The organism is Catenulispora sp. GP43, from assembly GCF_041260665.1.
GTDB lineage: Bacteria > Actinomycetota > Actinomycetes > Streptomycetales > Catenulisporaceae > Catenulispora.
Genome location: NZ_JBGCCT010000012.1, coordinates 230,206 through 249,205, shown reverse-complemented (window position 1 = coordinate 249,205; position 19,000 = coordinate 230,206). Strand labels below are relative to the sequence as shown.

Here is a 19,000-nt window from a genome sequence, read left to right as displayed (position 1 = left end):
TCCCGACACCAGGCACTTCATCGCCCTTGATCCCGAGGAGAACCATGAAACGACGACGGCTAGTGACCATCACGGCGGCCGCGGTGCCGCTCGTGGGCGCCGCTGTCTACGTCCCGGTGACCGCGTTCGCGGCCCCTGCGACGACCGCCGCCGTGACCCCGGCCGCGGCGGGCTACACCTGCGCGCCCTTCCAGCTTCCGGCGCCGGACGGCACCGCGGTGGAGTCCGTGACCGCGACCTCCGTCCCGGCCGGGAACTACGTGGTGCCCGGCACGCCTCCGCTGGGCGGCGCCACCGTCCCCGACGTCCCGGCGCACTGCGAAGTGACCGTCACCCTGACCCACCCCGGGCTCAATGACCACGCCAAGGTCCAGGTCTGGCTGCCCCAGACCGGCTGGAACGGCCGCTTCCAGGCCGTCGGCGGCGCCGCGTACCAGGCCAACGACCAGGGCGGCGGTCTGGCCGCCGCGGTCAAGTCCGGCTACGCCACGGCGACCACCGACGCCGGTGTCGGCAACGCCTTCGACACCAGCTGGGCGCTGAACTCGGCCGGCCAGATCAACACCGGCCTGCTGCAGAACTTCGCCTCCCGCTCGGTCCACGAGATGACCGTGGTCAGCAAGCAGGTCGTGGCCGACGTGTACGGTCACGCCGCGTCCTACTCGTACTTCAACGGCTGCTCCACCGGCGGCCGCCAGGGTTACGCCGAGGCTCAGCTCTACCCGAACGACTACAACGGCATCAACGCCGACGCCCCGGCCATCAACTGGAACCAGTTCGAGGTGTCGACGCTGTGGCCGCAGGTGGTGATGAGCGAGGAGCACACCTACCCGACCACCTGTGAGTTCAACGCCTTCAACGCGGCCGTGCTCAAGGCCTGCGACAAGCTCGACGGCGCCGTCGACGGCCTGATCAGCAACCCCGCGGCCTGCGACTTCGACCCGCGGCGCCTGATCGGCACCACGATCCAGTGCGACGGCAAGCCGGTCACGATCACCGCCGCCGACGCGGACGTGGTCCGCAAGATCTGGGACGGCCCGCGCGACGCGAACGGCAAGCGGCTGTGGTCCGGCCTGCCGGTCGGCGCGGACTTCTCCGTGCTGGCCGCCACCAAGACCGCGACCGACGGCACCACCACCGGCGACCCGTTCTTCGTCCCGGCGGTCTGGGTCGCCACGTTCGTGGAGAAGAACCCCGCGTTCAGCTCCGCGAACCTGACCTACGCGCAGTTCGACCAGATCTTCCAGAAGGCGCGGGCGCAGTACGACGGCGTCATCGCCGACAACAACCCGAACCTGTCGGCCTTCCGCAAGGCCGGCGGCAAGCTGATCACCTGGCAGGGCGCCGCGGACCAGATCATCCCCACCGGCGGCACCGTCGACTACCGCCAGAAGGTCGACGCCACGATGGGCGGCACCAAGAAGGTGGACGAGTTCTACCGCGTGTTCCTGGCGCCCGGCGTCGCACACTGCGGTCTGCAGGGCGGCGGCGTGGACGACATGGCCTCGCTCACCAAGTGGGTCGAGCAGGGCAAGGCCCCGAGCGTCCTGCACGCCACGCTGACCAACCCGAGCGGCCAGAGCTTCACCCGGGACGTGTGCCGCTACCCGATGGTGTCCCGCTACACCGGCCACGGCGACGTGGCGAACCCGGCCGACTTCCGCTGCGTGAGTGCCTCGCGCGGCTGACGAGGCCGGCCTGAAACCCGAGCACTAAGGAGAAGGCCATGAGTACGACAACGGCGGATGCCGGACGCAGCCCCCTGACACGGCTGTACTTCACCCGGGGTGTGCTGGCGGTGGCGTGGGCCGCGGCCTTCGCGAACGCCTACAAGGTCCACGAGTCTCTGAGCGGGGCGGCGGTCACGCTGCTGGTCGCCTACCCGCTGCTCGACGCGGTGTCGTCCGTGTTCGACTACCGCTGGGGCCCCGAAGGACCCGAGCGCCGGGTCACGGCGTTCAACGGGGTGCTGAGCACGCTGGCCGCGATCGGCGTGGGAATCGCCGGCGGGGCGAGCGGCGCGGCGGCGGCGCTGGCCACGTTCGGGGCCTGGGCGGTCCTGTCCGGAGCGGCGCAGGTGGTCGTGGGGCTGCGGCGACGCGGTCCCGAGCTCGGCAAGCAGTGGCCGATGCTGATCGCCGGCGGGCTGTCGTTCGTCGTGGGCGCCTTCTACGACGCGCAGGCCGCGGGGGACAAGCCGTCGTTGTCGGTCCTGGCCGTCTATGCCACCGGCGGCGGGATCTTCTTCATCGTCCAGGCCGGCTTGCTGGCCTGGAAGGCGCGCCGGGGTACGGTTCAGCCGGTCTGAGCTGGGTGCGCCGCGGAGTTCGGGCCCTACCCCGGGACGGGGGTGGGTCCGGACTCCTTTTCGGCGTTTCTGGGTTGGCCAGCCACGACCGCCGGACGCCAGCGCGAAACGAGTCGCTCAACCTCATCGCGCCACCAGCGGGATCCGTCTTCGACCCGCGCGAAGCCGTCAGAAAAGGCCCTTTTCTCTTCAGCACAATCGTTCCGCGTCACCGTGTCGCAGTGTTCAGTCATCCGACTGTTCCGACCCGGCACTCGTCCGGGAGATCATCAACGAGCCGCCGGGGCCGCCCGGCGGCCGATGCCCGCCCGTCGTCGGAAGGCCCCGTCGTGCAGCCCACCCCTGTAGTCCTCATCCACGGTGCGTGGCTTCACGCCTCGAGTTGGGAGGCCTGGGCAGAGCGGTTCGGCAGACACGGCTACACCGTGGACGTCCCGGGTTGGCCCGGGGAGGAGCCCACCATCGAGGCGGCCCGGCGCAATCCCGGCCCGCTCCGCGATCTGCGCATCGGCGAGCTCCTCGCGCACTACGAGCGCGTCGCGCGATCCTGTGACACCCCGGCGGTGCTCGTCGGTCATGCGCTCGGTGGGCTCATCGCCCAGCGGCTGCTCGGGGCCGGTATCGGGCAGGCCGCCGTGGCGATCGCGCCGCAGCCGCCGGCTGGCCTTGTGGAGCCCGGGGTGCCGAATCGTATAGCGGCGAACCCTTTCGGCGCTCCTATTGAGCACGACGGCTTCGTGTCGATGCCACGCCAGCAGTTCCGCCACCTCGTCGCGAACACCGTCGGGGAGGAGGAAGCGGCGAAGCTGTACGAGCGCTACGTCCTGCCGTCGCCGCGTCACCTGCTGACCGACGACGGAATCGCCGTGGACACCGGCAACGCCGCACGCGGACCGCTCCTGCTGGTCTCCGGCCAGGAGGACCGCATGGTGACGGACGCCGTCACCCGCGCCGCCTACAAGCTCTACGGGGACTCCACCGCGGCCACCGAGCTGAAGCAGTTCGCCGACCGAGGGCACTCCCTCGTGATCGACAGCGGGTGGCGCGACGTCGCCGACTACGTCCTCACCTGGCTCGCCGACAACGTCTCAGGCTTCTGAAAGTTCGCCGCTCCGGCTCAGCGCGTCGCGCAGCGCGGCGCGCGTCGTGATCCCCAGCTTCGGGAAGATCCGGTACAGGTGCGAGCTGACCGTGCGCGGCGACAGGTTCGTGCGCTTGCCGATCTCCTTGTTGGTCAGCCCGCCGGCCGCCAGTTCCGCGATCCGCCGTTCCTGCCAGGTCAGGGAGGCCAGGCTCAGCGCCGACAGGCGCGGGGCGGCGCCAGTGGCGCGCAGTTCGGCCTGGGCGCGCTCGGTCCAGCCGCCGGCGCCGAGGCGCTCGAAGGTCTCCGCGGCCGGGGCCAGGAAGCGGCGCGCCGCCGTCCGGCCCTGGACGTGCCGGATCCGGACCCCGTGCGCCAGCCGGATGCGGGCCAGCTCGAACGGGAACCGTGCGGCCTCCGGGTGCGACTCGGCCAGCGCGACCATCTCGGCGGCCTCCCTGTCGGACTCCGCGGTCATCGCGAGGGCGCCGTAGGTGAGGACGGCCAGCCGCGGCGAGAGGGCCGGCAGGCCGGCGTCGCGGGCCGCGAGCGCGTGCCGGCGGGCCTGCTCGGCGCGGCCGGTGTGCAGGGCGGCTTCGACCAGTTCGAGCAGGGTGCGCGGGGCCTGGACGGCGTAGGGCCGGAACTGCCCGGGCTCGGTGATGCCGATGGCGTACAGATACGCCGCCTCGTAGTCGCCGGCGCTGAGTGCCGCCAGCGCGCCGACGGCGTCGGCGGTCTGCGTCAGCATCCCGAGCCCGCGCGGCCGGGCCCAGGCGTCGACCACGCCCTGCAGGTCGCGGGCCCGGATCAGCTGTCCGCGCAGCGCCGCGAGGTGCGCGAGCCAGACCCGGGCCTGGTACGCGTAGAGCTCCAGTCCGTGCTCGACGGCCTGGTCCAGGGCCCGCTGCCCGGTCCGTTCGGCCTCCTCCCACTCGCCGCAGCCGACCTGGTCGAGCATGATCAGCCGCAGCATGACGACCCCGCTGACCACCGCGCCGGTGGCCAGTTCGCGGTCCACGGTCCGCTGCAGATGCGGGCGGAAGCGGCCCAGGATGTCGAGGAAGTACGCGGCGGCGGCCAGCCGGGTGACGTCCCAGGGCTCCAGCTCCGCCAGCATCGTCGCGGCCCGCTCCACCGGCTCGGCCCAGCCTGCGCCGTGGCGGACCACGTCGCTGCAGGTGTTGGCATAGATGCGGGTCTGCTCGTCGATTAGGCAGTCGTCCAGGGAGTCGATGAGCTCGTAGATGCGCTCCCAGGCCGGCTGGTCGCCGGCGAACATACCGATGGCGAGCAGCTGGGCCACCAGCCGGGACATGTCCTCGGGCTGTGCCCGGCCGCTGTCCCGCAGCTCCTTGATCGCCGCCACGACCTGCCGCTCGGTGGAGCGGACGTCGCCCTCCCGGTACAGCGCCGCATAGGCGTCGGCCGAGGCCGAGGCCACGGACTCGCCGGCGCCGGGCGCCCGGTCGGCGCGCACCAGGCGGTGGGCCTGGCCGAGCCGCGCGGCGTAGGCGGCGACGAAGGCCGCGTGCGCCAGCCGCCGCGAGCGGTCGGCGCGGTCCTCGGTCAGCTCGGCGGCGCGGGTCAGCCAGGTCACCGCGGCCAGGGCGCCGCCGCGCCGGGTCACGGACTGCGCGGCGGCCTCCAGCACCGCCGCCACCTCGTCGTCCGGGTCGATGGTCGCGGCGGCCAGGTGCGTCGCCCGGCGTTCGAGGTCGTCGCGGTGGAAGAGCGCGAGCCGCTCATGGGCCGCGCGTCGCTGGTTCGGCGTGGCCAGCTGCACGACGCTGGAGCGCACCAGCGGGTGGCGGAAGGTGTAGTCGCCGGTGCCCGGTTCGATGTCCAGCAGGCCGCAGGCCACCGCGTCGTCGACGTCTGTCATGCGGTGGCGGCGGCCCGGGGCCGGGCTGACCCCGGTCCGGGTTCCGACGCCGTCGAGGGCGCCGAGCAGCAGCTCCGCGCGGACGGTGTCGCGCAGGGCCGTGATCCGGGAGCCGTAGACGTGGTGCAGCCGGCGGGGGATCGGGACGCCGTGGCGGACCAGCAGATCCTCGGCCGCGGGCTCGTCGGCCAACTGCGCGGGCAGCTCGATCAGCGTCAGCGGATTGCCCCGCGCCTGTTCCAGCACCACCTGCCGCACCTGCCGTCCCAGGTCCGGGTGCCTGCGGTCGAGCAGGCGCGCGGCGTCGTCGGCGGGCAGCGCCGTGACCGGCGTCTCGGGCAGCGCCGCGGTGTCGAACCGGGAGGGGAGATCGGCGCGCACCGCGACCAGCAGCTTGACAGCGCTGCCGGTGAGCCGTCGGCCGACGAAGCCGCAGACGTCGGCGGTGGCCTCGTCGAGCCACTGGCCGTCGTCCACGACCAGCAGCACCGGCTGCTCGGCGCCGGCCCGGGCCAGCAGGTTCAGCACCGCGATGCCGAGCGCCATCATCGACGGCGCCCGGCCCTGGGCCTGGCCGAAGACCGCGTCGAACACGGCGCGCGTCGCCGGGTCGAGGGCACTGCCGCCGGCGTCCTGCAGCAGCGGGTAGAGGAGCTGGTGCAGCCCGGCGTACGGGAGCCCGGACTCGGCCTCGACGCCGGTGGCCCGGACGATCTGGTGGCCCTCGGCGGCGGCGAGCCCGGTCGCGAAGTCCAGCAGCGCGGTCTTGCCGACGCCGGTGTCGCCGCGCAGGACCAGCGCCTGGCCCCCGGCCAGGCGGATGAAGGCGGAGAGCTGGTCCTGTTCGCGTTCGCGGCCGACGATCTCCATATCCACGCCTCCGGCTAGTCAACTATCTGGTTAGTTGATTAGAGCGGGGCGTCGGGTGCGCTGTCAACCAAATAGTCAGTTACTTCGGGGCGGTGGTGCGTGTTACGGTGCTGGCGGTCCCGAATAAGGAGTTCGACATGCTGAGCGACGACGACATCTCGCACTGAGATGCCCGGTTCACCGAGCGCGTTCTGATCGATCGATCCGCGGCTCGGTGTCGTTTCGTCGTCACATCACCCGTCACTTTTCTTCAAGGGCACCTCCATGTCTCAATCCCCTGTTGTGGTCTCCGGCCTGTCCTTCACCTGGCCCGACGACACCCCGGTCTTCCACGACCTCAGCTTCAGCCTCGACGCCGGACGCGTCGGCCTGGTCGCCCCGAACGGCGCCGGCAAGTCCACCCTGCTGCGCCTGATCAGCGGCGCGCTGACGCCGACCGCCGGCACCGTCACGGTCCAGGGCGTCCTGGGCTACCTGCCGCAGGACCTGCCGCTGACCGCGGGCCGAACGGTCGCCCAGGTGCTGGGCGTCGCCGACGTCATCGCGGCGCTGGACGCCATCGAGTCCGGCGACACCGACGAGCGGCACTTCACCACCATCGGCGACGACTGGGACGTCGAGGACCGCGCGCGGGTCGAACTGGACCGGCTGGGCCTGGGCCACGTGGGCCTGCGCGAACCGCTCGGCACGCTCAGCGGCGGCCAGGTGGTCTCGCTCGGCCTGGCGGCGCTGCTGATCCGGCATCCCGACGTGCTGCTGCTCGACGAGCCGACCAACAACCTGGACCTGGCCGCGCGCCACAAGCTCTACGACGTCCTCGACAGCCAGCGCGGCTGCGTCCTGGTGGTCAGCCACGACCGCGAACTGCTGGACCGGATGGACCGCATCGCAGAGCTCGACGCCGGCGAGGTCCGGTTCTACGGCGGGACCTTCACCGCCTACGAAGAGGCGGTCGAGGCCGAGCGCGAATCCGCCGAACGCAACCTGCGCAATGCGGAGCAGGAGATCAAGCGCGAGAAGCGCGAGATGCAGCAGGCTCGCGAGCGGGCCGACAGGCGGGCGAGCACCGCTGCGAAGAACCTCAAGAACGCCGGCCTGCCGAAGATCTTCGCGGGGAACATGAAGCGCGGCGCTGAGAAGGCCGCGGGCAGCGCGCAGACGATGCATGCCTCGCGGGTCAGCGAGGCCAAGGAGCGTGCCGACCAGGCGGCCAAGGCCGTGCGGGCCGACCAGGGCATCTCGCTGGAGCTGCCGGACACCCAGGTGCCCGCCGGGCGGACGTTGTTCGTGGGGGAGCACCTGCGCAAGCGGCTCGGCGACACCGAGATCTTCGCCGGCGACGGGATCGACCTGACGATCCGGGGGCCGGAGCGCATCGCGCTGTCCGGCGGGAACGGCGCGGGCAAGTCGACGCTGATGCGCCTGATCCACGGCGATCTGGAGCCCGACAGCGGGACGGTCCGGCGCGCCGACGGACGCGTGGCGTACCTGTCCCAGCGGCTGGACCTGCTGGATGATGCCAAGACGGTCGCCGAGAACTTCGCGGCGGCCGCGCCGTCGCTGCCGGACGCGCAGCGGCTGAACGTGCTGGCCCGGTTCCTGTTCCGGGGCGCGCGGATCCACCTGCCGGCGCGGGTGCTGTCCGGCGGCGAGCGGCTGCGCGCGACGCTGGCGTGCGTGCTGTACGCCGAGCCCGCGCCGCAACTGCTGCTGCTGGACGAGCCGACGAACAACCTGGACCTGGTCAGCGTCGGGCAGCTGGAGAACGCGCTGAACGCCTACCAGGGGGCATTCGTCGTGGTGAGCCACGACGAGCGGTTCCTGGAGGGGATCAAGGTGGACCGCAGGATCGGGATCCGGGCCGGTCGGGCCGGCCTTCTGAAATCGTGAATCAACCAAATGGTTAGTTGATGGTGGGTTAGTCTGGTGGTCATGCAGCGTGACGCCGAAGCCACCAGACAGCGTCTCATCGCGGCGGGCCGGGCCGAGTTCGCCGCGCACGGGATCACCGGCGCCCGCGTCGACCGCATCGCCGCGGCCGCGCAGTCCAACAAGGCGCAGATCTACCACTACTTCACCAACAAGTCCGGGTTGTTCGACGCGGTCTGGAGCGACCTGGTCGGGCAGATCGTCGACGGCCTGCCGCTGGACGTGCAGGACCTGCCCGGCTTCGCGGTGATGCTGTGCGACATCTATGCCGAGCACCCGGACCTGCCCCGGCTGATCACCTGGCAGCGGCTGGAGCGCGGCGAGGCCTCGCCGGACGAGGTCGGGGCCCGCGACAGCCGGGAGCGGGTCGCGATGATCGGCGAGGCGCTGGCCGGCGGCGTGATCGCCAGCCCGTTCCCGGCCGACGTGCTGTTCGCGCTGGCCGTGCACATGGCCGCGTTCTGGGAGTTCACCAGCCCGGACATCATGCGGGTGATGGACGCCGCGGGCCAGGAGCAGCGGCGGGAGATCGTGCGGACGGTGGTGGCAGCGGTGGTGAAGGAGTCGTCGGCCGGCTGACGGAAAGCGCTACCCGGCTGGCCGAGTATCCGACCGTCCGGCTATCCGGGCTCGGTGAAGCGCGCCAGCCGGCTCAGCATGCCGACCGCCTCCGGGCGCGCGACCGGACCGAAGAACGCCGCGTCGGCCGCCTCCACCGCCGCCATCGCCCGCGGGGCCAGATCGGCGCCGGCCTCCGTGACCCGCAGGCGGCGGGCCCGGGTGTCGGCCGGGTCCACCTCGCGGGTGATCAGGCCCTTCGCCTCGAGCGTGCGGATCACCTGCGAGGTCATCTTGACGTCGGTGCCGGCCTGCTCGGCGACGGTCGCCTGGTTGGGGGCCAGGCCCTGGTCGTTGAGCCAGAAGGTGCAGGCGAGCAGGACGAACTGGACGTGCGTGAGGTCCAGCGGCGCCAGGACCGCGGCGATCTCGCGCTGCCAGCGCAGGGTGACGCGCCAGAGGAGGAAGCCGGGCTGGTCGCCGGGGCCCGCGGAGCCGGTGCGATCGCCGGAATCACCGGAAACGCCCGGACCGGTGGCTCCGGCGGGATCGGAACCGCCGGCCTGCTGCTCGCCCGCACCGTCGGCCATCAGGCGTCCGCCGCCAGCGCCAGCAGCTTGCCGACCACGTCCGGGAAGTCGGCGCAGATCTGCGGGCCGATCTCGGGCCCGACCTGGTCGGCGGCCTCGCCGGTGATCTCGGTGCGGTAGGTGACCTTGGTGCGGCCGGCGCCGAGGTCCTCGATCAGGTGGTGGGTGGTGATCAGCATGCCCGGCACCTCGCAGACGTCGATCCAGGCCTTGTCCGGGACCACTTCGGTGATCCGCATGCGGATGGTGTCCTCGCCGGGCGGGGTCATCGTGAACTCGGTGCCGGCGGCGAACGGGCCGTGCAGTTCGACCTCGCCGACGCCGTCGTTCCAGGCGTGCCAGCCGAGCGGGTCGGCCCAGAGCGTCCAGACGGCGTTCGGCGTGACCTCGGCCGTGGCGCTGTACTCGTACTCCCACATGGTGGTTCCCCTCCCGTGGTGGATTTGCTCTGTGCACAGACTATCTGCGCGCAGGCTATCTGGCAACTGCAAAGTTCTCGCAGGTGAGAGGCGGTTGCAATACTTGCTCATATTCGTCAATGCGAAGATGTGAAGCTATAGTGGACCGCGTGAAGACGCTTCCCGCTCTGATGCTCGCCGCCGCAGGAGTCGGGTTCGGCCACGCCGTCATGCCGGACCACTGGATGCCGCTGGCGGTTCTGTCCCGGACCAGGCGGTACCCGACGCGCCGCACGGTGCGTCTGTCGCTGGCCGCCGGGGTCACGCATGTCCTGGTCTCGCTGCTGCTGGGCGCGATCCTGATGGTGGTCGGATTGCAGTTCCGGACCACGGTCGCCAGGCACACCGATGTGGTGATCGGCGGGATCCTGCTGGTCACCGGGCTGGTGTTCCTGGTCATGGAGGCGGTCGGGCGCGGCCACGGGCACAGCCATGACGGCCATGATCACGACCATGATCACGGGCACGCGCATGATCACGGCGATCACGGCCATGACCACCACCCCGACCACGTGCACGAGCACGCCCACGGCATCGCGACGCTGGAGCGCACCGACCTCCACACCAACACCGACCTCCACACCAACACCGGCCTCCACATCAACACCGGCCTCCACACCAACACCGGCCTCCACACCAACACCGAAATCCACACCGAGACCCACCCGCGGCGCGACGCTCGAGGCCTGGCCGCCTTCCTGGTCCCCTTCGGCGCGGCGGCCTCGCCGGATCTCACGATCCTGCCGGTCTTCCTGGCCGCCGGGGCCGTCGGCGTCGGGGCCTCGATCGGCTCGCTGATCGCGTTCGCGGCGGTCACCGTCGCCACGATCGTCGGGCTGACCACGGCGACCGCGGCCGGGGCCAAGTTGCTCACCGCGCCGTGGATCGACCGCGGCGCCAATCTGCTGACCGCCGGGACGCTGCTGGTCATCGGCACCCTGGTCGCGGCCGGCGTCATCTGACCTAAAGGGCCGCGGTCCGACTCGCGCCGTCCCGCCGCTCCCCGCACGCCGTCATGTGCTCCACCACGTGCCGGATCGCGAGGTCCTGGGCCCGCAGGTGCGCCTGCAGCCGCTCGCAGGCCCGCAGCACCGCCTCGGCGTCGCGGAACGTCATCTCCGCGCGCCGGTCGGCGGCGCGGCCCAGGACCTGTTGGCCGAGCATGATCACGAACATCAGCAGCAGCTGGGCCAGGCTCGACAGGAACAGCAGGAACGCGAACGGGTACGGGTCGAAGCGCAGCACCCCGGTCTGCGCCAGCGTGATCCACACCAGCTGGAACGCCGCCGCGACGTAGAAGGCGGGCATGGTGCCGCACCGCGCGGTGATCCGGGCGGCCAGCCGGGCGTTGACGCCGATGTGCTCGTCGGCCATCGACGGCGGGGCGGCGAAGCGCTCGGCGGCGGCGGTCAGTTGGAACTGCTCGATCTCGTCCAGCACCACGCACGCCGCCAGGTGCCGGTCCTGGGCGATGAGGTGGTTCTGGATCTGCTCGCAGTCGTGCAGGATCGCCTCGGCGTCCTCGAAGGTCTGGACCGCGCGCCGGTCGCCGGTGCGGCCGAGCACCTGCTGCCCGAGCAGGATGACGAAGATCAGCAGCAGCTGCACCACATTGCCCAGGAACAGCATGAACGGGTACGGATACGGGTCGAACCCGAGGAACGCCCGCGAGCCCAGCAGCATCCACACCACGGTCAGCGCCACGCACACGTAGACCGTCCACATCGACCCCAGCCTGCGGGTGATCCACGCCGCCAGCCGCCCGCCGGTCCCGGAGCCGGCGTACTCGTGCTCGATCCGGGCGTGGCCGTGCCGGATCCGCCGGTGGACGTGGGGATGGCGCATGGACGTGTAGAGGCTCACAGGCCATAAAATAGTCGAACCCTCACAAACCGTCCGTCATGGCGTGTCGCCTGAGGGTACGCCGCTTCACGCGGTTTGCTGGATATGTGCACCAACCATCATCGGGAACGCCGTACGCCGCCGGACCCAATGGTCGCCGACCCGGGCCCCGTCCCCGGCCGCCCGCGCGGGCCCCCCGGAGCCGGCGCTCGCGCTGGCTGTGGGCGGCGGCCTCGACGCTGTCGATGTCGGTGCTGCTGGTCAGCGTCACCGGGGCCTGGCTGCGGGCCGCGGTGCTGGGCGGCTTCCAGCGCTCGGCCGCGCTCGGCGGGACCATCCCGAAGTCGCACGACGGCTCGGTCAACATCCTGCTGATGGGCCTGGACTCGCGCCGCGACAACCAGGGCCACGACCTGCCGCGCGCGGTGCTCGGCGAGCTGCACGCCGGCTCCTCCAGCGACGTCGGCGGCTACAACACCAACACCCTGATCCTGCTGCACGTCCCGGCCGACGGCTCGCCGGCCACCGCGGTGTCGGTGCCGCGCGACGACTGGGTCGACATCCCGAACCAGGGCTGGCACAAGATCAAGGAGGCCTACGGCCGGGCCAAGGCGGCCCGGGAGGCGGCGCTGGCGAAGACCGGCAACGGGCCGACCGGCGACGCCCTGCAGGCCGCGGGCCGCGAGGCCGGCCGGGCCTCGGCGATCGCCGCGGTGCAGGCCCTGCTGAACGTCCCGATCGACCACTTCGCCGAGGTGAACCTGGCCGGCTTCTACGACGTGGCGACGGCTCTGGGCGGCGTGACCGTGTGCCTGAACAACGCGGTGCAGGACGACTACTCCGGCGCCGACTTCCCGGCCGGCGTGCAGACCCTGGACGGCTCGAAGGCACTGGCGTTCGTCCGGCAACGGCACGGCCTGCCCGGCGGCGACCTGGACCGGACCCGGCGGCAGCAGGCGTTCCTGTCGGCGGTGCAGCGCAAGCTGGCCGACGACGGCGTGCTCACCGACCTCGGCAAGCTCTCGGACCTGGTCGGCGCGCTGAAGCGGGACGTCGTCGTGGACAACGGCTTCGACGTGCTCTCCCTGATCACCAAGGCCGGCGGCCTGAAGGCCGGGCGGATCCAGTTCCACACGCTGCCCGTCGAGGGCTTCACGACGCAGGACGGCGAGGACGTGAACCTGGTCGACCCGGCGAAGATCCAGGCCGCGATGAAGCAGTACTTCTCGGGTGCCAAGGCCGCCGGCCACAGCGCGAGCAGCGCGCATCGGGCGTCTGTCGCGCGGACCGTTCCGACCGCCGCGCCGCCGTCCGTCTCCGACGCCACCACCGTGGGCGGTGTCGCCTGCGTGAACTGACCGCCGGACCCTCTTGCAGATGACTCTTTGCAGAGGATTCTCTGTAAGAGTACGGTGGCGGCATGCCTGCCAAGCCGATCCGCCGCATGGACGTCCGATCCCTACGTGCTCTCGCGCATCCGCTCCGCATGGACATCCTGGACACGCTCAAGGCCGACGGCCCCGCGACCTCGACCACGCTCGCCGGCCGCCTCGGCGAGAGCACCGGGACGCTCAGCTGGCACCTGCGCCTGCTGGCCGAGCACGGCTTCATCGAGGAGGACGTCGAGCGCGGCACGAAGCGCGAGCGGTGGTGGCGGGCCGTGGACGAGCGCCAGGTGCTCGAGCCGTCGGACATGCCGGGGGAGCGCGCGCTCGGCATCTACCTCGGCGCCATCGTGCGGCAGTGCTTCGACCGGACCGAACGGTTCCTGGCCGAGGACTGGAGCCCGGAATGGCAGAGCGCTGCCACGCTCTCGGACTGGCAGGACCTCAGGCTGACGCCCGAACAGCTCGCCGCCCTCAACGCGGATCTGCTGGCGCTCGTCGACCGGTACGCCGGTGCGCCGCAGGACCCCGACGGCTCGCCGGTGTCGGTGCAGATCCAGTCGTTCCCGCGGAAATGAGGCGGACCGCCGCTTCCAGCCTGCTGCTCCGCGACCCCGGCTTCCGCCGTTTCTACGTCGGCGACGTCGCCGACCAGTTCGGCACCTCCGTGACGAGCGTGGCCGTGCCGCTGGTGGCCATCACGACGCTGCACGCCGGGACCTTCGCGGTCAGCCTGCTCAGCATGGCCGCCTGGCTGCCGTGGCTGGTGATCGCGCTGCCGGTCGGGGTGTGGGTGGACCGGACGCGGCACCGTCCGGTGATGCTGGCCTCGGCGGCGGCGTCCGGGGCCCTGCTCGCGAGCGTCCCGCTCATCGGCGGCGGCGTCGGGTACCTGCTCGCCGTGACGCTGCTGGTCGGCGCGGCCTCCGTGTTCTACCAGACCGCCTACCGCGCCTACCTCCCGACACTGATCGCGTCCGAGGACCTGGCCGAGGGCAACGCCAAGCTGCAGGGCAGCGCGTCGGCGGCGCAGATCGTCGGGAACGGCGGCGGCGGGCTGCTGACGCAGGCGCTCGGCGGGCTCGACGTCATGCTGGTCAACGCCTCGACGTTCGTCGTGTCAGTGCTCTGTCTGACATCGATCCGGGCCGAGGAGAAGCGGCCGCGGCCGGTGGAGCGCGTGATGCGGCGCGAGATCGCCGAAGGCCTGCGGCTGGTCGCGCGGGACCGGTGGATCAGGACCCTCACGGTGTTCGGCGGCGTCTCGAACCTGGCCTTGATGGCCTATCAGTCGATCCTGCCGGTGTTCCTGGTCCGCGACGTCGGGTTCGGCGCGGGGACGGTCGGCCTGTTGGTGGCCGCGGCGAGCACCGGCGGGGTTTTCGGGGCGTTCCTGGTCCGGCGGGTCGCCGCACGGATCGGCACGGCGCGCGCGACGCTGCTGTTCGAGGTCGGGTTCGCGCTGCCCGCGGTGCTGATCGCGGCGACGGCCAAGGGGATCGGGACTCTGTGCTATCTGGTCGGGGCGTTCAGCGTCTCGGCAGGTGTGGTCGCGGGCAACGTCATCAAGGCCGGCTTCGTGCAGGCGTACTGCCCGCCGGGGTTGTTGGGGCGCGTCAACGCCAGCGCCTCGTTCATCAACTACGGGACGCTCCCGCTCGGTGCTCTGCTCGGCGGCGTACTCGGCGCGTTGGCCGGCGTGCCCACCGCGATGTGGATCACGACCGCCGGGGTGCCGGCCGCGGGACTGGTCCTGCTGATCTCGCCCCTGCGGCCGGTCCGGGATCTGCCGCCGGCCACGGCTCCACATCCCCTACATGGAGCCGAACCGGCGGTCAGCGCGTCGGTCTGATACCGCGGGTCAGTTGCGTCGTCCGTTCCCGCCGAACAGGCTGAGGAAGAACAGGAACACGTTCAGGATGTCCAGGAAGATCGACGCGGCCAGCAGCGGCGCCGACTGGATGTTCTGCACCCGGCGCAGCCGCTGGAAGTCCACGAGGGTGAAGCCGGCGAAGATCACCAGGCCGGCCACGCTGTAGATCACCGAGGCGTGCGGGATGCGCACGAAGATGGCCACGACGCCGAAGACCAGCAGCGCCACCAGGGCCCAGAAGCTCGCCCGGGCCACCCCGGACAGGTCGCGCTCGGTGGCGTAGCCGGCCGAGCCCAGGGCGCCGACGAACAGCGCGGTGGCGGCGCCGGCCTGCCACAGGGCCTTCGGGTCGGTGGTCGCGTAGAAGACCAGGGTCGGCGCCATCGCGATGCCCATGAGCAACCCGAACGCGCCGAGCAGGAGCACCGTGGCCTGGGGCGAGCGGGCCGCGGTGAAGCGCATCGCGATCAGGGCCGCGAAGGCGGCGATGAACGCGATGAAGCCGGCGCCGTGGGCCAGGTTGCGGCCGGTGTAGGCGCCGAGCGCGAACAGCGCCGCGGTGGCGGCGACGAAGCCCATGGTGCGCGCGAACAGGGTGTTCGTCGAGATCCCGTAGCCCTGGCGGGACATTGTCGTGTCGTACACGGTCACCTCCTACCCCCGGTCGGGGGCGTTCAGTAGTGCGAGGCCGGCCGGCCTCGCTGATCGTTATGGTCTCGTGCCCGCGGCCTGTCTCGGAAGGCACAGTCTCCGCGGGCCCGCTAGCGTTACTGCATCGGCATTCTGGCGTTCCCGAACGGAGGTCGCATGACGAACTCGGAGCCGGAGACACCTCCTGCGATCCTCGACCTCCCCGTCGGCCTGGACGTGGCCGGGACCAGGCGCGAGACCGACGCCATGGGGGCCGTCGAGGTTCCGGCGGACAAGTACTGGGGCGCCCAGACGCAGCGCTCGCTGGAGCATTTCACGGTCGGCGACGACCACATGCCCCAGGGCATCCACCACGCCTACGGCTACGTCAAGATGGCCGCCGCACTGGTCAACGGCCAGGCCGGCCGGCTGCCGCGCTGGATGGCCGACCTGATCGCCCGGGTCGCCGCCGAGGTCATCGCCGGCGACCTCGACGAGCACTTCCCGCTGTACGTCTGGCAGACCGGCTCGGGCACGCAGACCAACATGAACGTCAACGAGGTCATCAGCAACCGCGCGATCCAACTGGCCGGCGGCACACTCGGCAGCAAGTCGCCGGTCCACCCCAACGACCACGTCAACCTCGCGCAGTCCTCGAACGACAGCTTCCCGACGGCGACCCACGTCGCCGCCGTGCTGGCGTTGCAGAACCATGTGCTGCCCGAGCTGCGGAACCTGCACGCGGCGCTCGACGACAAGGCCCAGCAGTGGGCCGACGTTCCCAAGACCGGCCGCACCCACCTGCAGGACGCCGTCCCGCTCACGGTCGGCCAGGAGTGGTCCGGCTACGCCGCCCAGATCGCCGCCGCGACCGACCGCCTGGAATCGGCGCTGCCGGGCCTGTACGAACTGGCCGCCGGCGGCACCGCGGTCGGCACCGGCCTGAACGCCCCGCCCGGATTCGCCGAACGCTTCGCCGCCGAACTCGCCGAGCTCACCGGCCAGCCCTTCGTCACCGCGCCCAACAAGTTCGCCGCCCTGGCCGGCGCCGAGGCGATGGTCGCGGCCTCGGCGGGGCTGCGCGGTGTCGCGGTACCGCTGCTGAAGATCGCCAACGACATCCGCTTCCTCGGCTCCGGCCCGCGCAACGGCCTGGGCGAACTGCGGCTGCCCGAGAACGAGCCGGGCAGCTCGATCATGCCCGGCAAGGTCAACCCGACGCAGTGCGAGGCCACGATGATGGTCTGCCTGAAGGTGATGGCCGACGACAGCGCCCTGGCCACCGCCGCCGGCATGGGCAACTTCGAGCTCAACACCATGAGGCCCCTGATCGCCTCCTCGTTCCTGCACTCCGCGCGCATCCTCACCGACGCGTCCCGCAACCTGCGCGTGTTCTGCATCGAGGGGACCGAACTCGACCGCGAGCGCATCGACCACGACCTGGGCCGCTCCCTGATGCTGGTGACCGCCCTGACTCCCGAGATCGGCTACGACCGGGCCGCGCAGATCGCGCACACCGCCGACGCCGAGGGCACGACGCTGCGCGAGGCGGCGATCGCCAGCGGGTGGCTCACCGCGGAGCAGTTCGACGCGATCGTGGACCCGAAGGCGATGACGGGCCAGGGACGGCGGGGCGAGGGGTAGCGGCGGGGGTAGCGGCGGACCGCGTGAGCCGCGCACCGAGTTCGGCCACGAAATCCTTCAGCTCCGGCGGATCCAACACCTCGAAGTCGAACCCCTTGAGCGCGATGTAGATCGCGATGCTGTCGAGGGCTTCGGCGCCGGTGTGGTACAGGCACGAGTTCTCGTCGCGCGCTTCGAGGCGGCCGGCGGTCGGGCTGGTGGTCTGGGCGACGTCCGCCAGCGGTGCGTGGAACAAGATCGTGGCCTGGTACTGGTACGGCGCGCGGGTCAGCGAGTCGGAGACGTACGTCGCCGTGTCCCCGGCGGGCTCCGGACGCGGGGTGAACCGGGCGCCGGGCTGGATCGGGCGCCCGACGCGGTCCACGCGGAAGGTGCGCCAGTCGGCCCGGTCCAGGTCGTACGCGAGCAGGTACCAGTTCCGCCCCGCGCGGACCAGGCGGTAGGGCTCGACGCGCCGTGTGCTGTCCCGGTAGCCGAAGCGGACGCCCTCGTGGGCCCGGCAGGCCGAGGCCAGGGCGGTGAGCACGTCGGCGTCGACGACCGGGCAGTCGCCGGGCAGCAGCATGATCGCGGACTGCAGACCGCTGACCCGGTGGCGCAGCCGCGAGGGCAGGATCTGCTCGATCTTGCTCAGCGCCCGCAGCGAGCTCTCCTCGATCCCGGTCACCCAGCCCGCCGCCGCGCCGCGCAGGCCGACCGCCACGGCCACCGCCTCGTCGTCGTCCAGCAGCAGCGGGGGAAGGGCCGCGCCGACGCCGAGACGGTAGCCGCCGGCTATGCCCGGGGTGGAGTCCACGGGATATCCGAGGTCGCGCAGCCGGTCGATGTCGCGGCGGACCGTGCGGGTGGTGACGTCCAGGCGGTCGGCGAGTTCGGTGCCCTGCCAGTCGGGGCGTGACTGGAGCAGGGACAGCAGACGCAACAGCCGGGCCGAGGTCTGAAGCATGAGCCCCCCTTGGGAAATCCACTGCGAAACGAGGACCGAACCTGTCCTCAAGTCTTCCTAGTGTTACTCATGCGGGGCCGATGAGGCACCGCTCACCACCGCTCATCATCACGAACCTGGGAGAACTCATGATCCTGATCACTGGTGCCACCGGTAACGTCGGCCGCGTCGTCGTGGAGCGCCTGGCCGACGAGGGGCAGCCGGTGCGGGCGCTGAGCCGCCGGCCGGAGCGGGCGCAGTGGCCGGCCGGGGTCGAGACGGTGGCCGCGGACCTGGCCGACGTGGCGTCCGTGCGGCCGGCGCTCGACGGTGTCGAGTCGGTGTTCCTGTTCCCCGCGCCGGAGGTCGGCGCGGAGCTGGTCGCGGCCTTCGAAGCCGCCGGCGTGCGGCACGTGGTCCTGCTGTCCTCCGGCGCGGTCGACGACGGCGTCGAGGCGCAGGACGGCCCGATCGCCACCCGGCACCACGAGCTCGAGCAGCTGCTCCGCGCCTCCGGGATGAGCTGGACGTTCCTGCGGCCGGACACCTTCGCCGGCAACATCCTGCCGTGGAGCTACCAGACCAAGCACGGCGACGAGGTCCGCGGCGCCTACGCCGAGGCCGCGGCCCCGGTGATCCACGAGGCGGACATCGCCGATGCCGTGGTGGCCGCGCTGACCTCCGAGGGCCACGCCGGCAAGGCGTACCACCTCACCGGTCCGGAGCTGCTCACGCACGCCGATCAGGCCCGCGTCATCGGCGAGGTGCTCGGCCGCCCGATCCGGTATGTGGAGATCGACGTCGAGCAGGTGCGCCAGCAGATGGGCGCCTACGTCCCGGCCCCGATCCTGGCCGACATCCTCAAGTTCTGGGCGCAGTCCCTGGAGCGCCCGCACGCGGTGAGCGAGGACGTCGAGACGCTGACCGGACACAAGGCGCGGGACTTCCGCAGCTGGGTCGAGGCGAACACCGAGGCGTTCTGAGCGCTGTAGCTGTAGCCGCTCTCGGCCGCCTTCCAAGGG

General features: G+C 71.6%; 17 protein-coding genes. 11 read left to right on the top strand and 6 right to left on the bottom strand.

The genetic code is table 11. The annotated features are described in order from the left end of the window. Nucleotides 1–44: 44 nt before the first annotated feature. The 3 genes from ABH926_RS25125 to ABH926_RS25115 all read left to right on the top strand — a co-directional run bounded on the left by ABH926_RS25125 (nt 45) and on the right by ABH926_RS25115 (nt 3,408). Nucleotides 45–1,688 carry a tannase/feruloyl esterase family alpha/beta hydrolase gene (locus ABH926_RS25125; RefSeq protein WP_370368193.1) on the top strand — a complete coding sequence of 548 codons (1,644 nt, stop codon included), beginning with the start codon at nt 45–47 and terminating at the stop codon, nt 1,686–1,688. Nucleotides 1,689–1,726: 38 nt separating this feature from the next. After that, on the top strand, nt 1,727–2,308 hold the full coding sequence (locus ABH926_RS25120) for a DUF308 domain-containing protein (RefSeq protein ID WP_370368192.1): 582 nt from the start codon (nt 1,727–1,729) through the stop codon (nt 2,306–2,308). 329 nt (nt 2,309–2,637) lie between these two features. Further along, complete coding sequence (locus tag ABH926_RS25115) at nt 2,638–3,408, top strand: alpha/beta hydrolase (protein ID WP_370368191.1); 771 nt, start codon at nt 2,638–2,640, stop codon at nt 3,406–3,408. On the opposite strand, the gene ABH926_RS25110 is transcribed toward ABH926_RS25115, so the two are convergent. Beyond that, entirely contained in the window at nt 3,397–6,144 is a 2,748-nt protein-coding gene (locus tag ABH926_RS25110; protein WP_370368190.1) for an AAA family ATPase, read from the bottom strand. The two genes, ABH926_RS25115 and ABH926_RS25110, sit on opposite strands and share 12 nt — an antisense overlap. A 264-nt stretch (nt 6,145–6,408) precedes the next feature. Between ABH926_RS25110 and ABH926_RS25105 the strand changes: the two genes are divergently transcribed. Both ABH926_RS25105 and ABH926_RS25100 read left to right on the top strand, forming a co-directional pair. After that, a complete protein-coding gene (locus ABH926_RS25105; RefSeq protein WP_370368189.1) occupies nt 6,409–8,034 on the top strand; it encodes an ABC-F family ATP-binding cassette domain-containing protein in 1,626 nt (541 codons plus the stop codon). Between the two features lie 42 nt (nt 8,035–8,076). Then, nucleotides 8,077–8,652: a TetR family transcriptional regulator gene (locus ABH926_RS25100; RefSeq protein WP_370368188.1), complete on the top strand. Its 576-nt coding sequence runs from the start codon at nt 8,077–8,079 to the stop codon at nt 8,650–8,652. A 41-nt stretch (nt 8,653–8,693) separates the two neighbouring features. Here ABH926_RS25100 and ABH926_RS25095 read toward each other — a convergent pair whose 3' ends face one another. Both ABH926_RS25095 and ABH926_RS25090 read right to left on the bottom strand, forming a co-directional pair. Next, a complete protein-coding gene (locus ABH926_RS25095; RefSeq protein ID WP_370368187.1) occupies nt 8,694–9,221 on the bottom strand; it encodes a MarR family winged helix-turn-helix transcriptional regulator in 528 nt (175 codons plus the stop codon). Then, the gene (locus tag ABH926_RS25090; protein ID WP_370368186.1) at nt 9,221–9,640 is read right to left on the bottom strand and encodes an SRPBCC family protein; all 420 of its coding nucleotides are present in this window, start codon (nt 9,638–9,640) and stop codon (nt 9,221–9,223) included. The genes ABH926_RS25095 and ABH926_RS25090 overlap by 1 nt, the downstream gene beginning before the upstream one ends. 149 nt (nt 9,641–9,789) lie before the next feature. On the opposite strand from ABH926_RS25090, the gene ABH926_RS25085 reads away from it, so the two are divergent. Further along, entirely contained in the window at nt 9,790–10,641 is an 852-nt protein-coding gene (locus tag ABH926_RS25085; protein ID WP_370368185.1) for a hypothetical protein, read from the top strand. 1 nt (nt 10,642) lies between these two features. Here the strand turns inward: ABH926_RS25085 and ABH926_RS25080 are convergent, their stop codons facing one another. After that, nucleotides 10,643–11,542, bottom strand: a complete 900-nt coding sequence (locus ABH926_RS25080; RefSeq protein ID WP_370368184.1) for a DUF1003 domain-containing protein — start codon at nt 11,540–11,542, stop codon at nt 10,643–10,645. A gap of 224 nt (nt 11,543–11,766) precedes the next feature. On the opposite strand from ABH926_RS25080, the gene ABH926_RS25075 reads away from it, so the two are divergent. The 3 genes from ABH926_RS25075 (at nt 11,767) to ABH926_RS25065 (ending at nt 14,758) form a co-directional block, all read left to right on the top strand. Continuing rightward, a complete protein-coding gene (locus ABH926_RS25075; protein ID WP_370368183.1) occupies nt 11,767–12,879 on the top strand; it encodes an LCP family protein in 1,113 nt (370 codons plus the stop codon). Nucleotides 12,880–12,941: 62 nt separating this feature from the next. Next, the gene (locus tag ABH926_RS25070; protein WP_370368182.1) at nt 12,942–13,484 is read left to right on the top strand and encodes an ArsR/SmtB family transcription factor; all 543 of its coding nucleotides are present in this window, start codon (nt 12,942–12,944) and stop codon (nt 13,482–13,484) included. Then, nucleotides 13,481–14,758 (top strand): MFS transporter, encoded by a 1,278-nt coding sequence (locus ABH926_RS25065; RefSeq protein WP_370368181.1) that lies wholly within the window; start codon nt 13,481–13,483, stop codon nt 14,756–14,758. The genes ABH926_RS25070 and ABH926_RS25065 overlap by 4 nt, the downstream gene beginning before the upstream one ends. Before the next feature lie 9 nt (nt 14,759–14,767). Here the strand turns inward: ABH926_RS25065 and ABH926_RS25060 are convergent, their stop codons facing one another. Next, complete coding sequence (locus tag ABH926_RS25060) at nt 14,768–15,424, bottom strand: Bax inhibitor-1 family protein (protein ID WP_370368180.1); 657 nt, start codon at nt 15,422–15,424, stop codon at nt 14,768–14,770. Nucleotides 15,425–15,586: 162 nt separating this feature from the next. Between ABH926_RS25060 and ABH926_RS25055 the strand changes: the two genes are divergently transcribed. Beyond that, nucleotides 15,587–17,053: a class II fumarate hydratase gene (locus tag ABH926_RS25055; protein WP_370368179.1), complete on the top strand. Its 1,467-nt coding sequence runs from the start codon at nt 15,587–15,589 to the stop codon at nt 17,051–17,053. Here the strand turns inward: ABH926_RS25055 and ABH926_RS25050 are convergent. Then, complete coding sequence (locus tag ABH926_RS25050; protein WP_370368178.1) at nt 16,980–17,999, bottom strand: helix-turn-helix transcriptional regulator; 1,020 nt, start codon at nt 17,997–17,999, stop codon at nt 16,980–16,982. The genes ABH926_RS25055 and ABH926_RS25050 overlap by 74 nt on opposite strands. Nucleotides 18,000–18,127: 128 nt before the next feature. Here ABH926_RS25050 and ABH926_RS25045 point away from each other — a divergent pair, with 128 nt between their 5' ends. Continuing rightward, on the top strand, nt 18,128–18,961 hold the full coding sequence (locus tag ABH926_RS25045) for an NAD(P)H-binding protein (protein ID WP_370368177.1): 834 nt from the start codon (nt 18,128–18,130) through the stop codon (nt 18,959–18,961). The last annotated feature ends 39 nt before the right edge of the window (nt 18,962–19,000 follow it).

What these genes read in the sequence shown, in the direction of transcription:
- ABH926_RS25090 (WP_370368186.1), bottom strand. Translation starts at nt 9,640, where the DNA reads ATGTGGGAGTACGAGTACAGCGCCACGGCCGAGGTCACGCCGAACGCC.
- ABH926_RS25125 (WP_370368193.1), top strand. Translation starts at nt 45, where the DNA reads ATGAAACGACGACGGCTAGTGACCATCACGGCGGCCGCGGTGCCGCTC.
- ABH926_RS25095 (WP_370368187.1), bottom strand. Translation starts at nt 9,221, where the DNA reads ATGGCCGACGGTGCGGGCGAGCAGCAGGCCGGCGGTTCCGATCCCGCC.
- ABH926_RS25075 (WP_370368183.1), top strand. Translation starts at nt 11,767, where the DNA reads ATGTCGGTGCTGCTGGTCAGCGTCACCGGGGCCTGGCTGCGGGCCGCG.
- ABH926_RS25105 (WP_370368189.1), top strand. Translation starts at nt 6,409, where the DNA reads ATGTCTCAATCCCCTGTTGTGGTCTCCGGCCTGTCCTTCACCTGGCCC.
- ABH926_RS25050 (WP_370368178.1), bottom strand. Translation starts at nt 17,999, where the DNA reads ATGCTTCAGACCTCGGCCCGGCTGTTGCGTCTGCTGTCCCTGCTCCAG.
- ABH926_RS25120 (WP_370368192.1), top strand. Translation starts at nt 1,727, where the DNA reads ATGAGTACGACAACGGCGGATGCCGGACGCAGCCCCCTGACACGGCTG.
- ABH926_RS25110 (WP_370368190.1), bottom strand. Translation starts at nt 6,144, where the DNA reads ATGGAGATCGTCGGCCGCGAACGCGAACAGGACCAGCTCTCCGCCTTC.
- ABH926_RS25065 (WP_370368181.1), top strand. Translation starts at nt 13,481, where the DNA reads ATGAGGCGGACCGCCGCTTCCAGCCTGCTGCTCCGCGACCCCGGCTTC.
- ABH926_RS25055 (WP_370368179.1), top strand. Translation starts at nt 15,587, where the DNA reads ATGACGAACTCGGAGCCGGAGACACCTCCTGCGATCCTCGACCTCCCC.
- ABH926_RS25045 (WP_370368177.1), top strand. Translation starts at nt 18,128, where the DNA reads ATGATCCTGATCACTGGTGCCACCGGTAACGTCGGCCGCGTCGTCGTG.
- ABH926_RS25070 (WP_370368182.1), top strand. Translation starts at nt 12,942, where the DNA reads ATGCCTGCCAAGCCGATCCGCCGCATGGACGTCCGATCCCTACGTGCT.
- ABH926_RS25100 (WP_370368188.1), top strand. Translation starts at nt 8,077, where the DNA reads ATGCAGCGTGACGCCGAAGCCACCAGACAGCGTCTCATCGCGGCGGGC.